This window comes from Fibrobacter sp. UBA4297, assembly GCF_002394865.1.
Taxonomy (GTDB): Bacteria; Fibrobacterota; Fibrobacteria; order Fibrobacterales; family Fibrobacteraceae; genus Fibrobacter.
Genome location: NZ_DGUZ01000008.1, coordinates 1 through 14,940, shown reverse-complemented (window position 1 = coordinate 14,940; position 14,940 = coordinate 1). Strand labels below are relative to the sequence as shown.

At 50.8% G+C, this 14,940-nt stretch carries 8 protein-coding genes; 4 read left to right on the top strand and 4 right to left on the bottom strand.

Annotated elements, in window-relative coordinates; genetic code table 11:
- Positions 1-128 precede the first annotated feature (128 nt).
- The 3 genes from B3A20_RS02900 to B3A20_RS02890 all read left to right on the top strand — a co-directional run bounded on the left by B3A20_RS02900 (position 129) and on the right by B3A20_RS02890 (position 5,577).
- Complete coding sequence (locus tag B3A20_RS02900) at positions 129-2,450, top strand: NADP-dependent malic enzyme (protein WP_290761632.1); 2,322 nt, start codon at positions 129-131, stop codon at positions 2,448-2,450.
- A 219-nt stretch (positions 2,451-2,669) separates the two neighbouring features.
- Entirely contained in the window at positions 2,670-3,503 is an 834-nt protein-coding gene (locus B3A20_RS02895) for a TIGR02147 family protein (RefSeq protein ID WP_290761630.1), read from the top strand.
- Position 3,504: 1 nt separating this feature from the next.
- Entirely contained in the window at positions 3,505-5,577 is a 2,073-nt protein-coding gene (locus B3A20_RS02890) for a hypothetical protein (RefSeq protein WP_290761628.1), read from the top strand.
- A 146-nt stretch (positions 5,578-5,723) separates the two neighbouring features.
- On the opposite strand, the gene B3A20_RS02885 is transcribed toward B3A20_RS02890, so the two are convergent.
- Positions 5,724-7,904 (bottom strand): glycoside hydrolase family 5 protein, encoded by a 2,181-nt coding sequence (locus tag B3A20_RS02885; protein ID WP_290761627.1) that lies wholly within the window; start codon positions 7,902-7,904, stop codon positions 5,724-5,726.
- Between the two features lie 276 nt (positions 7,905-8,180).
- The gene (polA, locus tag B3A20_RS02880) at positions 8,181-11,051 is read right to left on the bottom strand and encodes a DNA polymerase I (RefSeq protein ID WP_290761624.1); all 2,871 of its coding nucleotides are present in this window, start codon (positions 11,049-11,051) and stop codon (positions 8,181-8,183) included.
- A 346-nt stretch (positions 11,052-11,397) separates the two neighbouring features.
- On the opposite strand from polA, the gene B3A20_RS02875 reads away from it, so the two are divergent.
- The gene (locus B3A20_RS02875) at positions 11,398-12,555 is read left to right on the top strand and encodes an FprA family A-type flavoprotein (protein WP_290761622.1); all 1,158 of its coding nucleotides are present in this window, start codon (positions 11,398-11,400) and stop codon (positions 12,553-12,555) included.
- On the opposite strand, the gene B3A20_RS02870 is transcribed toward B3A20_RS02875, so the two are convergent.
- On the bottom strand, positions 12,552-14,234 hold the full coding sequence (locus tag B3A20_RS02870) for an NAD(P)H-hydrate dehydratase (RefSeq protein WP_290761620.1): 1,683 nt from the start codon (positions 14,232-14,234) through the stop codon (positions 12,552-12,554). The two genes, B3A20_RS02875 and B3A20_RS02870, sit on opposite strands and share 4 nt — an antisense overlap.
- A gap of 16 nt (positions 14,235-14,250) precedes the next feature.
- Positions 14,251-14,940, bottom strand: a 690-nt coding sequence (locus tag B3A20_RS02865) for a porin family protein (RefSeq protein ID WP_290761618.1), incomplete at its 5' end; no start/stop codon positions are given.

Below are 14,940 nucleotides of genomic sequence, written 5' to 3'. Positions count from 1 at the left end.
TTTGCGGCTTAACTATAGCAAATTTGGGTAAAAATGTAACAAAAAACACATTTTTGGCACCCTTTTATTGTTGTGTAAATTTTTCTAAATTTGCGCTTGAAAAAAGTTATGATTCACAGGAGAACGAAATGGGAAAAGACTTAAAGGAAATGGCTCTCCAATACCATTCCATGGGCAAGCCAGGCAAGATCGAAATCGTGCCTACCAAGCCGCACAGCACACAGACGGACTTGGGCCTTGCATACACGCCGGGCGTGGCTTCACCGTGTCTTGAAATCGAAAAAGACCAGAACCTCGCTTACGAATACACGGGCAAGGGTAACCTCGTCGCTGTGATCAGTAACGGTACGGCTGTGCTTGGTCTTGGCGATATTGGCGCACTCGCTGGTAAGCCGGTGATGGAAGGCAAGGCCTTGCTTTTCAAGATTTATGCGGGCATTGACGTGTTCGACATCGAAATCAACGAAAAGGATCCGAAGAAGTTTATCGAAATTGTGAAGGGCATTGCCCCGACGTTTGGCGGTATCAACCTCGAAGACATTAAGGCTCCGGAATGCTTTGAAATCGAAGACACGCTCAAGGCTGAACTCGATATTCCGGTGATGCACGATGACCAGCACGGTACGGCTATCATTTCTTCTGCAGGCCTCTTGAACGCAATCGAAGTTGCAGGCAAGAGCATTCGTAACGTGAAGATGGTCGTGAACGGCGCTGGCGCTGCCGCTTGCGCTTGCACGCGCCTCTACTTGTCTCTCGGTCTCAAGAAAGAAAATCTTGTGATGTGCGATAGCAAGGGCGTTATCCGCAAGGACCGTAAGGGCCTCACCGAAGCGAAGGCTTTCTTTGCAACGGAACGCACCGACATCGAAACGCTCGAAGATGCCATGAAGGGCGCAGACGTGTTCGTCGGCCTCTCCAAGGGTAACATCCTCACTCGCGAAATGGTCCGCAGCATGGCTGACCAGCCGATTGTCTTTGCTCTTGCAAATCCGACTCCGGAAATCAGCTACGAAGAAGCTATGGCAAGCCGTGGCGACCTCATCTTTGCAACGGGCCGTAGCGACTATCCGAACCAGGTGAACAACGTTATCGGTTTTCCGTACATCTTCCGTGGCGCACTCGACGTGCGTGCAACGACGATTAACGAACACATGAAGCACGCTGCTGTCCGCGCGATTGCCGCTCTCGCTCACAAGCCGGTTCCGGATGTGGTGAACATTGCATACAACTCACAGCGTTTCACGTTCGGCAAGGAATACTTGATTCCGAAGCCGCTCGATCCGCGCCTTCTCACGGAAGTTTCTATCGCTGTTGCCAAGGCTGCTATTGAAAGTGGCGTGGCCCGCAAACCGATTACCGATTGGGACGCTTACTACGATCGCCTCCGCGATATGATGGGTTATGACAACAAGCTCATCCGTCAGTTCAGCGATACCGCTCGCAGCAACCCGAAGCGCGTCGTGTTTGCCGAAAGCAACCTCAACATGCTCAAGGCCGCTGTCCAGGCTCAGGCCGAAGGCGTTGCACACCCGATTATGCTTGGCAACCCGGAACGCATCCAGATGATTGCCCAGCGCGAACAGCTCGACCTCACGGGCATCAAGATTGTGAACCCGCGTTCTCCGGAAGAATTCGAACGCCGCCGCAACTACGCCGCTATCTACGCCGAAGAAAACGGCCGCAATGGCGTGACCTTCGAAGAAGCCCGCGACGATATGTTTGAACCGAACCACTTCGGTATGATGATGGTGAAGGTCGGCGATGCCGATGCGCTCATTTCCGGTGGCTATTCCAAGTATTCCGAAACGATTGAACTCGCTAAGGAAATTATCGGTATCCGTCCGGAATACAAGCACTTTGGCGCTATGCATATCCTCAGCACTAAGAAGGGTACGTTCTTCTTGGCCGATACGCTTGTGAACCGCGACCCGGATGCCGAAACGCTCGTCGATATCGTGAAGCTCACGCACGACGCTGTCCGCTTCTTCGCTCACGAACCGGTGATGGCTATGCTTAGCTACGCAAACTTCGGAAGTGACAAGGAAGCTGCACGTGGCACAGTGAACAAGGTCCGCGAAGCCGTGAAGACGATTCACGAACAGTATCCGGATTACGTTCTCGATGGCGAAATGCAGGTAAACGTGGCTCTTGACAAGGATCTTCGCGATACGAAGTATCCGTTCAACAAGATCAAGGGTCAGACCGTGAACACGCTTATCTTCCCGTGCCTCTCTTCTGCAAATACCACTTGCAAGATGCTCTTGGAAATGGGTGTTGGCGAATCCATCGGTCCTGTTCAGATGGGCTTGAACAAGCCGGTTCACTTCACCGACTCCGACGCTTCTGTCCACGATATCTTTAACTTGACCGTTGCTGCCGTCATCGACGCCATTGTTCAGGAAAAGAAGGACGAAGAAAAGAACAAGAAGAAGTTCGACAAGATTTGGTAATTCGTGATTCCTGCTCGCTACTGCGCGGGCGCATCTCGTAACATTTTAAAAGTCGCTGCGGGTAAAACTGCGGCGATTTTCGTATACAGTACAGTGTGTACTATATGGTATAAAATTGCGTTTTTGTATTAAATAAAATTGCGTAAAAATAAAGAATTTTAAAGAAATTGTACTATAAAATATTGACGTGGAAATGTCCGGATAGGTATATTTATAAGTATGAAGCCGATTGTTGAATATCAAGACTACCACGCTTTTTTGAGCGACTACTATGAAGAACGCAAGAGAACTTCTGCGTTCTCGTGGCGCGAGTTTGCCAAAATTGCGGGTTTTGTCTCGCCGTCGTACCTCAAGATGGTTTGCGAGGGCAAGACGAAATTGAGCAAGGTGACCATGGGGCGTGTGGCCCAGGCAATTGGGCTTGTGGGTTACGAGGTTGAATATTTTGAAACGATGGTGCTGTTTGGTAATGCCAAGAATGACGAACAAAAGAAAAAGTTCTTGGAACAAATGAATTTAATGGCTTTGTCTCATAAGGTTCGCATTGTAGATAAAGATGCATTTGAATATTACGATACCTGGAAAAATCCGGTGGTGCGAGAGTTGGCGCCTTTGATGCCGGGAGCGATGCCGGGCGATATTGCAAAAGCCTGTGCGCAAGATGTTTCGGCGCTAGATGTCCGCAAGTCGCTCTCGTTCCTGGAACGTGCTGGATTCTTGAAACAAGTCCGCGAGAATGTTTACGAACAAACTGAAAAGTCTGTGGAAGGCTCCAAGGAAGGATTGCCGCTTGCCATCCGCTCCATGCATCGTGCCATGGGAAATTTGGCGGTAGATTCTCTGAACCGCTTTGCGCCGGACGTGCGAAACGTTACGGGAATTACGATGGGCGTGAATCGTGAGGCGTACGAAAAAATTGTCGCGGTGCTTGACGAGTGCCGCAAAAAGATTACTGAAATTGCAAATGAATGTAGCGATATCACGCAAGTTTACAGGTTGAATTTACAGCTGTTTCCGCTGTCAAAGGAAATTGTGAAAAAAGAGGAGGCGTAAAATGGAGAATAAACTTTATGCGGTGTGCGGTGCTGTGGCGCTAGCGTTTTGGGCGGCCGCCTGTTCGGATGATAGTGTTTCCGGGACATCGGTGGAGCCGAATACGGTTGCGTTGAGCTCGTCGAGTTATTCGTCAAGTAGCGAATTTTTCCCGAACGATGGTCTGCCAAGACTGTGTCGCGTGTCTGAAATGGAAAGTGCGCCTGCCGGGTGCGACTGGTTTGCTGAAATGTGGAATCCGGAATCCGGAAACCGCGTCCATACCGGTTTTGATAACGGAACGAATACGTCTGGTATTTGGTATTGGACGCTGGATACTAACGAAGTCCTGATCCCGAGTGTTTTGTGGGTGGGTACAGCTCGGCAAGATTACGATTCTTTGGCCATGAGCGATGTGATTGAACTTTGCGGTGGTTCTATTTGCGGCAAGGCTCGCTTTAATGCGATTGATGGCGTAAATGGTTTTGACTATGAATTTATGAGTGTGGAAAAGCCTGCGTCCGTTGATATCGCTTTTGGCATGGCGGGTAAAAACGCATCTGGGCGATTTGATGAAGTTGACGCTAGTGGACTAGGCGGTTTTTGCGTGGGCTATGCGTCAAACGGCTTAATCACGATGTCTCTTGATTTTAGCGATTCTGTCAATGCTTTGTTAGGTGACGAAATTTACAGAGTAATATTGAATAGAACTACGGTCAATGAAAAATTGAATGACTCGGGTTATCGTGAAGAATGCTTTGCGTGGACCGATTTTGCGAATTATGCTAAGAACGTTATGCGTGATGGTGAACTTGCCGTTAGCGTTGAAAATGCGGTAAAGCATTTGGTTGGAGTCCACTTTAAGATAAACGGCTATTACGACAAGTCAACTTTGTCTTTTAAGATTGTTCGATTCGGGCGCTTTGCTACTGCGAACGGTCGAAGAGCGTTGGATGGTGAAAACCTCCCGGTAGTTGATGAATCCTGCCTTACTCCGACTGTTGTTGAACGTTTCTGCGCGTGCAATTATGCGGATTCCAATGCTGCCTATGAAGGTACCCGTTTAGGGCATTTGAATGCGGTTGACGAGGCTAGGGGTATCTGGGGCCAAAGTGTGCTGGCGGAAAATACATGCGTCAATGCAATGTGGATGCGCTCTACATTGGAAATGCCTCTCATCACGACGAAGAATCTGCCTTGTGACAATGCGCAGCCCAAGATAATGCAATGCGCCGATGGCTCGTTCCGCTATTCTCCGGAATTTGCGTCTGTGAAATTGCGATATGATGATATTGTTGAAGAAAATGCACTTGCCAGAAAACAGGTCCTTTTGGACCGCGTCGATAGCTGTATGAATTTGTCTTCATCATCGGTTAGCAACTCGAGCAGTTCTTCGTTCTTCCCGTGTTGCACGCTTCCTTCGGGCGATGGAGATTTGTGGAACGGGTATACTGTAGATGTTGATGTCGGAAGCTTTGTTGAATCGCGTAGGGATGACGTAAAATATGGGGTCTGGTTCTTGGCTACTGATACCATTGATGGGGGCAAGTCCGATGTGTATTGGCCGGTGAATTTTGGCGATGACTTTAATGAAGGTGCAATTGAACCGTTGATTGATCATTGCGGAGGTGTCTGCGGAACGGCTGTCTTGGATGAGGGAACGTTGTCTTACCAGCCGTATGTGGTTATTGGATTTTCGTTGGCGATTGATGAATATGGGGCGGGCAAATCTATCCCTATTGATGTTTCGAATTGGGGTGGAATTTGCGTTAGCTATACGTCGACTATTCCGCTTAATCTTGAACTGGATGTAGGTGATTCGTTAAGCTTTTTGCTTGGCTTCGCTTTGCCGGCAGCGCCTCTTTCGAAGTCTGCAAGCTTTAACAAAAAATGCTTTGAATGGAGTGATTTTGAATTGCCTTCGTGGGCGAAATCTTCACCTAATGTAGACCAGGATTGGTTAAAAACTTCTGGATGGCTGGATAGCGCTGGTGTGTTGGCATCCAGGCAATTGGCGAAGGTGAATTTCAAGATGCAGTCTGCACCTGGGGTGTATGAGTTCAATATTATGTCGATTGGAACGAATCGCAAATAGAAAACGGAAAATAGAAAGCGGAAAATTGTTAGGAGGAAAAGAAAAAAGGGCTCGGCGATTGCCGGGCCCTTTCCCCTAAACAACAGGAGATAGGTCTCTCTGTTATTCCCTTGCTGTAAACACTCCAACATGCAAGGGGCTTTAAGTTAGCGGAGGCGGACTTGCTGTACGCTCTTCTGGCTGCCCATCTTGACGATGAGGACTGCAGCACCGCGTGCATTTGTGCTCAACTGGACTTCGTTTGCACCGACGTGGGCGTTGAAGTTCTTTTGAGCGATGACCTGGCCCATGGAGTTCATGAGCATGGCCGTACCGCGAGTAGCCCTGTTGGCGTTGAACATTGCAGTGACGGAGCCTTGGACAACGTTCAAGCGGAGACCGGTTGCCTTGGCGGCGACAGGCTTGATGGCGGAGGAGCCGGAACCGGAGATGGCGACGATCTTGCTAGAAGCGGTGCCTTCGGTGGAGGGCTTCTTGTCGAAGTCATCGATGATTTCGGTAGAGCCGTCAGCCTTGATGCCCTTGATGTAGTCAATCGTGATGGTACCGGAAACCTGCGTGCCGTAGAGGTTGAGGCCAATTGCGTTAACAGAGTTGAGGCCCGTGGGTTCGGTGCGGAAGTCTGTCCACTTGATCTGGAATGTCTGGAACGTGGTGGCGTCAAGTTGCTGGTCGGCCTGTTCCAAAACGCTAGCGTCGAACCATGCCCATGCGCTACCGGTCATCATGAAGAGGTCCATGGAAGTCCAGCCGTATTCGCCGCAATCCTTTGCTGCGTTGGTGCAGGGGCCTGCAGTTGCGACTTCGCCCTTCATGCGAATTTCGAGACCGACATACTTGGAGAGGTCCTTGCTTGCATTGGGAAGATTGATACGGAGCGTGCCGGTTTCGCTGGAGTCGGCGGTCTTGCTCGTGTAGGTGACGAGAACGCCCTTGCCGTCTGCAGTTTCAGGAACTTCGTTTTCGTTTACGAGACTGTCAAGGTTGCTCTTGTTATTGCCTTCCTGGCCGTAAGCCTTCTGCAAGGCGTTCAAAACATCCGGGTCGAGAATAGAGTAGGTGCCCTTCTGGCGGGTGATGATGGTCATATTGCCATCGTCTTCTGCACCGGTATCCCAAACGTAAGGAATAATGCCGTTTGCTTTTGCATTCTTGGCGACTTCACCATAGAAGAGTGCGCGGCCCTGCAAGTGGAGCTTGAGGTTTGCAGCGTCGGTAATTTGACCGGTGCGCTTGATGGCGCCGAGTTCACCGATAATTACAGGAATGCCCTTGTCGCAGAACATCGTCTTGAGTTCGCCAAAAGCCTTTGCAATTTGGTTCGGAGTACCGAGAGCGGAGTTGTCGATGCTCTTGCTGTAAACGTTCCAGCCCATGTTGTGTTCCTTGTCATTCGTGCTGGAAAGTCCGGTGTAGTAATAATACTGCTTGCCCCAATCTTCGTCGGCGGTCATGAGGGAGTACTGGTACGGATAATAGTGGACTTCGGCCATCATGTAGCCATCGCCAGCCGGGTCGGTAGGCCAGTTTTTGCTGAGCATCGGGGCGTTGTCCATTTCGGTACGCGGAGCCTGCACAATCAAGGTACGGGTGTCGTTGTTGCCGCCTGCGCTGCGAACGGAAGTGATGAAAGCGTCGTAGTAGCCCTTCAAAATCTGCATACGGGAGTCGTCGAATGCCCACTGACCGCTTGCGCCCCACGGGTCGTTCACGCCCGGTTCGTTGGCACCTGCAAAAAGGAGATGTTCGTCGTAGTCTTTGAAGTAAGAAGCAATCTGAGACCAGAAAGCGGCCTGACGGGCCTTTGTCGTTGCGGAGCTGTTGGCGATGTCGCCGGAACCGCTACGCGGATTGGCGGTGCCTTCGTAGACGCGGTCTTCGAGCCAGCCTTCGTCCCAGTGGGAGTTCAAAACGACGTACATGCCTTCGGCGATGACCATGTCCACCACGTCCTTTACCTGCTTGAGCCATGCGGCGTCGATGGTCGGATTGGTGAATGTGGCGGCCTTGCCTACGTGGGTGTATGCGCCGTTGTCTGCGGTACCGCCGTTTGCGGCGATATCTTTGGCGAGAGCGTCAGAATGGGAATACCAAGCGCAAGGAATACGCACGGTGTTGAAACCGGCTGCCTTGATGGCCTTGATGTAGCCTGCGGTCGGGAGCGGGTTGCCCCATGCTGTCGGATTTTCCGGCACTTCCATGGTGTTGCCGATATTATAACCCATGCCCATCGGTTCGACCAATGCGGTTGCCTTGGGGAGGGCGGCGAATGCTGATGCTGCCATGAGAAGCGAGCTGCATGCGATGCCGAAGGTATTCAATCTCATGTCTAAGACTCCTTGTTGAGACTTGTGATTGGGTGCCTTATTTTGTGAGATTTTAGCGATTTTAGAAATTTTTTGAGAACATTATGGAGCACGTTAGCCCGATCTCAAACATCCCTTTTCTCATACACGTAAGAATACACCCGTTGTATGGATTCTAATATATATGAAAAAGGTTGCAAACGCAACTGAAAAATTATTTACATAGAAATAAATAACATGTTTGTAAGAACAAACGTGGTCTAAATCACGTCTGTTTGAGAACTTTTTTTGAGAACATTAGTGTGCTTCGAGCCAATTTTTGCCGAAGCCGACGCTCGCGACGAGTGGAACTTTAAGTTCCATGGCTCCTTCCATCTCGGATTTGACCATCTGCGAGAGCGTTTCGACTTGATCGCGCGGGCATTCGAAAACCAGTTCGTCATGCACCTGGAGCATCATGCGGAGCGGGAGGTTCTCATCGTTGATGCGCTTTTGGATACGGATCATGGCAATCTTGATGAGGTCGGCAGCGCTGCCCTGCACGGGGGTGTTCACGGCCATGCGTTCAGCCATTTGCGATTCCATGCGGTCGGAACTGTCGATGCCTGCGATGTAGCGGCGGCGTCCGGAGAGCGTTTCGACGTAGCCGTCGCGGTGGGCGGCGGCCTTGGTGTCGTCGATGAACTTTTGTACGCCCTGGTACATTTCGAAGTAGCCGTCGATGAAGCTCTTGGCCTGTGCCATCGGAATTTTCAGATCGCGGGAGAGGCGGAAGGCGGTCATGCCGTAGAGCACGCCAAAATTCACGACCTTCGCGTCGCGGCGCATGTCGGCGGTCACGTCTTCGAGGCTTACGCGGTTGATGGCGGCTGCCGTGCGGGCGTGGATGTCGATGCCTTCCTTGTAGCTTTCGATGAGCGCTTCGTCTCCGCTCAGGTGTGCGAGCATGCGGAGTTCAATCTGCGAGTAGTCCACCGCGAGAATCACATTGTTCGGGTTCTGCGGAACGAATGCGGCACGGATCTGCTTGCCGAGATCGCTACGGACGGGGATGTTTTGCAAGTTCGGGTCGCGGCTGGAGAGGCGGCCTGTTGCTGTACCCCACTGGATAAAGCTCGTGTGGATGCGCTTGGTATCCGGATTCACGAGCGTCGGGAGCACGGAAACGTAGGTGCTCTGCATCTTCTTGAGTTCGCGGTATTCGATGACCGCAAAGACAATGGGGTGTGCACTGCGGAAGCTGAGTTCTTCAAGGACTGCGGCGTCGGTGCTGCGCTTTTTGATTTCGGGGAGTCCGAGCGTATCAAAGAGCACTTCGCCGAGCTGCTTGGGCGAGCCGATGTTGAATTCGCAACCCGCCATGTCGCAGATTTCTTTTTCGAGCTTTTCGATACGGTGCTGCAAATCGGTTTCGAGCTTCTTGAGAATCTTGGTGTCGACGAATGCGCCAACGCCTTCCATCTGGTAAAGCACCTTGAGGAGCGGCATTTCTTGGCTGAAGAAGTACTTTTCGTAGTCGTATTTTTGCAACTTGGCGCGGAGCGGTTTCCACAAGCGGAGCGTATACACGGCGTCTTCGGCACCGTATTCGGTCGCGTCCTTGATGGGTGTGCGGTTGAACGTGATTTGGTTCTTGCCGCGTCCGATGAGGTTTTCAATCGGAATCATTTCGTGCTGCAAAAGCTGCATCACCTGATTGTCGAGGCCGAGCCCGGTTTGGCCGGGCGAGAGCATCCACGCGGCGATGAGCGTATCGACGATGTTCGCGGAATCGATTTGCTTTTGCGTGAGTCCGAACGTGCGGGCGAGAACGTGCAAGTCGAATTTGGCATTATGGAAAACAAGTGAACGCTTTGCACTGTCGGGCTGCTTGGATTCACCATCGGGGAGTGTGCAAGAATCGTTCCAGAAATCGATAAACCACTTCTTGGTGGTGTTGAAATCGAAGTTGCCGCCCTTGCCGGCAGGGTACGGGAACCCAATGTCGTCGGTGTGCCTGAGCGGAATATAGTAGCCCTTGGGAACGCTTCCGTCTTTTGCAGCAGCGGCGAGGCAAAGTCCGACAATGCTGCATTGCATCGGGTCGAGTCCGTCTGTTTCTGTATCAATGCCGATTTCGGTTGCTGCGTCAAATTCCTTTTTCATCTGTTCGAAAACATCATCGCTATCGACGCAGATGTAAGTGGGCGGGAGGTCGGCGGGTGGTTCGGCTGGCTCACCAACCTTGTTGTTCTCGGCCCCCGTCGCTGAGTCGTCAGAGCCGTCGTTGCGCACAAATCCTGTTTTGCTCGGAACGTTTTCTAGCAAGCGAATCAGGCTGTTGATTTCGTGTTCTCTGAAAATGCTTTCGAGCGTATCGCTGTGGATGCCGCAGAACTCTAGCGCGTCGAGATTGCCGTGGTAGGCACGCTTTGTCTGTAACGTCACGAGTTCGCGGCTGAGGAACGCTTGTTCCTTGTTATTCGCGAGGTTGTCGTGCAAACCTTTCTTTTTGATGTTGTCGAGGTTTGCGTAAATGTTGTCCATGTCACCATATTCAGTCAGCAGCTGGATGGCGGTTTTGGGGCCGACTTTCGGAACGCCCGGAACATTATCGCTCGAGTCGCCCATGAGGGCGAGGTAGTCGCGAATTTTTTCAGGAGGAATGCCGTATTTTTCGAGGACTTGCTGCGGTCCAAAATCGATGCCGTCGGCGCCTTTTTCCAAATGGAAAAGGTGGATTTTATCGGTCACGATTTGCGACATGTCCTTGTCTTTACTGATGATGACAACGTGGTCAAAACCGGCGTTGACGGCGGCTTCGGCGGCGCTTGCCATCACGTCGTCAGCTTCGTAGCCGGGTTCCGACAAAAGTGGGATGCCGCTAGCTTCCATCGATTCGCAGAGGAGCGGCATTTGCGCTGCCATTTCTTCGGGCATGGGGCCGCGATTGGCCTTGTAGTCTGGGTAAAGTTCGTGGCGGAAAGTCTTTGTATGCGCGACATCGCGGGCAATCGCAAAATGTGTGGGCTTGTGTTTAGCCAAAATGCGGAGGACTGCGCCCCAGTAGCCGTGCATCATGGAAACTTCTTCGCCCTTGCTGTTGACGAGCGGGTTCTGGCTGTAAGCGTAGAACATGCGGAACGCGAGTGCGAATGAATCAAGAAGTAGTAAAGTCTTTTCTGCCATGAAAGGGAATGTAGAAATAAGTAGGAAGTAGGAAGTAGGAAGTAGGAAGGAAATTGTAGGAGAAAAGTGCTTGTAAGGGGCGAGCTCAGCGGTGCTTGCAAGTATTAAAGAACTGGCCGGCTAAAAACGCTGAAATTGCAAAAGGGGCGGTGAAAACGGCGTAAAATTACGGATTTCACCTCCAAAAACGCATTTCCGGTTAAAATAACGATATGAAGCGTTTTTCTTTTGCCTTGATATTGGCTTTGATGTAACTTTTGTGTTGAAAAAATGCAAACAGACTTCGAATTTGTTTGGGGACTTCGTTGCGTGATTTATGTATATTTCCCACAAAAAAGGAATTGTCATGAAGAACTTTAGCGATAACATCAAGTACATCGGTGTCGATGACCGCGATTTGGATTTATTCGAAGGCCAGTATGTGGTGCCTGAGGGCATGGCGTATAATTCGTATTTGATTGTAGATGAAAAAATTGCCGTGATGGATACGGTCGATGCGCACAAAGTTGACGATTGGTTTGCCAATCTGGAGACGGCTCTCGCTGGCCGCAAGCCGGATTACCTGGTGATTCATCACTTGGAACCGGACCATGCCGGTGGTATTGCTGACTTTGTTGCAAAGTTCCCAGATGCAACTCTTGTGGCTTCTGCAAAGGCTTTTACAATTTTACCGCAGTTCATGGCGCTCCCTGAATCGGTCAAGAAGCAGACTGTGAAGGAAGGCGATACGCTTTCGCTCGGTACGCATACGTTGCAGTTTATTACCGCCCCGATGGTGCACTGGCCCGAAGTGCTGTTTAGTTACGAACAAAGTGAAAAGGTGCTATTCGCGGCTGATGCATTCGGCAAGTTCGGCGTGTACGATGCTGACCCGGACGACTGGGCGTGCGAAGCTCGCCGCTACTACTTCAATATCGTGGGCAAGTACGGCAACCAGGTGCAGGCGGTTCTCAAGAAGGCTGCCGCGCTCGACATCAAGACGATTTGCCCGTTGCATGGTCCTGTGCTCACCGAAAATCTCGGCTACTATATCGATAAGTACAACATTTGGAGTAGCTACGCTCCCGAAGACAAAGGTGTGCTCGTGGCATTTGCCTCGGTTTATGGCGGTACCAAGAAGGCCGCGGAACTGCTCGGCGAAAAGCTTAAAGCAGCCGGTGTCGAGAAGGTGGTGCTTTCTGACCTTGCCCGCAGTGACATGGCCGAAGTTATCGAAGACGCCTTCCGTTACGACCGTATGGTGGTGGCTGCAACAACTTACGATGCGGGCCTATTCCCAGCGATGGAAAATTTCCTCAATCACCTGAAGGCGAAAAATTACAGTAACCGCAAGGTAGGTATTATTGAAAATGGCTCGTGGGCGCCTATGGCCGCAAAGAAGATGACCGAAATCCTCGCTACGCTCAAGAACGTGACGCTAGCCGAAACGGTAGTGACGGTGAAGTCGAGACTCAACGCTGAATCTGAAGCGGCACTGGACAAACTCGTGGCCGAGATGGTTTAAGAGAACGCCTGCGGGAGTGCTGCGATGACGTCGCTTGGGAGCATGGAGAATGCTCCCATTTTTGTACGGGTGATTTGGCCTGCTTTTTGATGCAACAGGGCTCCGAGTACGGCGGCTTCTGCAGTCGGCAAACCTTGTGCGAGTAGCGCTGTGATAATTCCCGTGAGCACGTCGCCGGAGCCGCCTTTGGCAAGTCCTGAGTTGCGAGCCGGAATCACGAATACGCGACCGTCGGGAACAGTAACGAAGGTCGGTGCGCCTTTTAGCAAAATGACTTTGTTTGTGCTTGTGGCGATGCTTCTCAAATAGTTCGGGATGTCACGACTGTTTTCTGGGAGCGTGCCGAAAAGTCGTGCAAATTCCCTTACATGCGGCGTTAAAATTGCTGGCGCCTGTATCTCGCGCAAATAGCGGATTGCGGCGCTGTCGTTTGTCGCGCCCTTTGCAGTGTTCTTGTTCAATGTTGCGATGGCGTTAAGTGCGTCGGCATCGATGACCGTCGGCGCGTTCAACTGCGGGAGCAATTTAATAACGGCTTGGACAGTGCCGGTGTTTGTTGAAAGTCCGGGCCCGATGGCGACTGCACTTGCGTGTTTTGCGCGATCCAATAACGTTGAAATGTGTTGTGGTTGCAAAGACCCGCAATTCTCGGAACCCGCACCGTTTGCTCTATCATCAAGACTACAGAAAACCGGTTCCGAAAGCTTTGCCTGGATGATCGGCGTAATTGCCTCGGTCGTTGCGAGCGTGACAAGCCCAGCGCCACTGCGGAGTGCCGATTCAGTACAAAGCGCTGCTGCACCTGGCATATCCTTGGAGCCTGCGATAATCAGGACGGTTCCTTGGTTCCGCTTGTCGCCCCATTCGTTTCGTTTGGGCAAAAGTTGTGGAATAAGCGACTCGTCGGCTAGATAGTTTTTTTCGTCAAATTGCGCAACAAGCTCGGCCGGATATTGAAGAGGGGCTACAGTCACATTCCCGAATACGGGACCGCCTTCTTTTGCGTAGGCATCCAACCGCGGAAATCCGAACAACATTGTTTCATTTGCGTGTGTGCAAACTTTGTTGCAAACGTGTGCGCTGGAATCGTAACCGGTAGGTGCATCTGCGGCGATGACGGGAAGTCCGCTTTCGTTAATGATTTGTACCGCTGTTGCGAATTCTGAGCGGAGTTCGCCTTTGGCTCCGTTTCCGAGCATGCAATCGACGACGAGCATGAATCCGTCGTGCAAAAGGAGCGAAGCTTGCTTGGAATCTTCGGTGATTTTCTTGAAAGCAAAAAGAGAGCCGCCCGCTTGCAAAAAATCGTCAAGCGCTAACTTGGCTTCGTTTTTGAATTTGCTTTCTGACGTAAGGCTAAAGACGATGCTTTCAATTCTAGCTTGCAAAAGATGCTTGGCTAGTACAAGTCCATCACCGCCATTGTTTCCGCCACCGATGAAAATTGCGATGGGTTTTGCATGATGGTTTGCGGCGCCTTCAGCGATACTTTTTTGTACAAACTTGAAAAGCGCAAGTCCAGCCTCTTGCATTAACGTGTATCCGCTTTGGATAACGTCTTTTTCAGAAGGTTCGCTCGTAATCTTTTGTGCTAAAAATTTTTTCGATGCCGCATCGAGATTGCGCATGCCTTCGGTCGAAAGAATTGGTTGCAAATCTAAAGACTGGAGCGAATTCATGTTTAACTTCTTTGGATTAAATGAACCAATAGGTAACGCCAAACTTGAACATCATCGTATGGGCGCCTTTCAAGTTGGAGAAAGAACATTTGACGCTGCGCTTGGGCTTAGAACCTTCGAAATCGTCTGCGTTGAGTTCGTCAAAATATTTTACATCGGGGAATACTTCGTTGAATCCCATGTACCAGCGGAAACCGATAGCTAAGTTGTCTAAAATATGATAACCGAGGCCAATGTTGATGCCCAGTTCAACCGCACTTTGTTCGATGTTTTCAAAATTATCGTATGCTCCGCTTTCGTTTTCAATGGAGTAATCGCCACTGGTGTTAATGGAAATTTGCGGACCGACTTCAAGGTAGAATGTTTTGGTGATTTCTCCTCGTACGTAGAATACGAAATCAAGGAATGTCATGTCGAAGTTTCTGGTGTAGTAATCATCGTCTCCGTGTTCAAGATAAAGGAGGCGGAAACCGATTTCCGGAGTGAACAAAAGTCCTTTTGTGATGGTGAATCGGGCGGTAACGCCGAAATCGCCGCCGAAACCAGACGGGGCGTCAAGATCGTCCAGGTTTTTGAATCCCCAGAAGTTGCCGTAGATGAATGAAGCGCGTGCACCAAAACCGATTGCGTTTTTTTTCGGAGCAGGTACTGCTTGCTGCTCGTCAATGGGCATGGCTTCGGAATCCTGGGTTACTGTTGTTGTTTG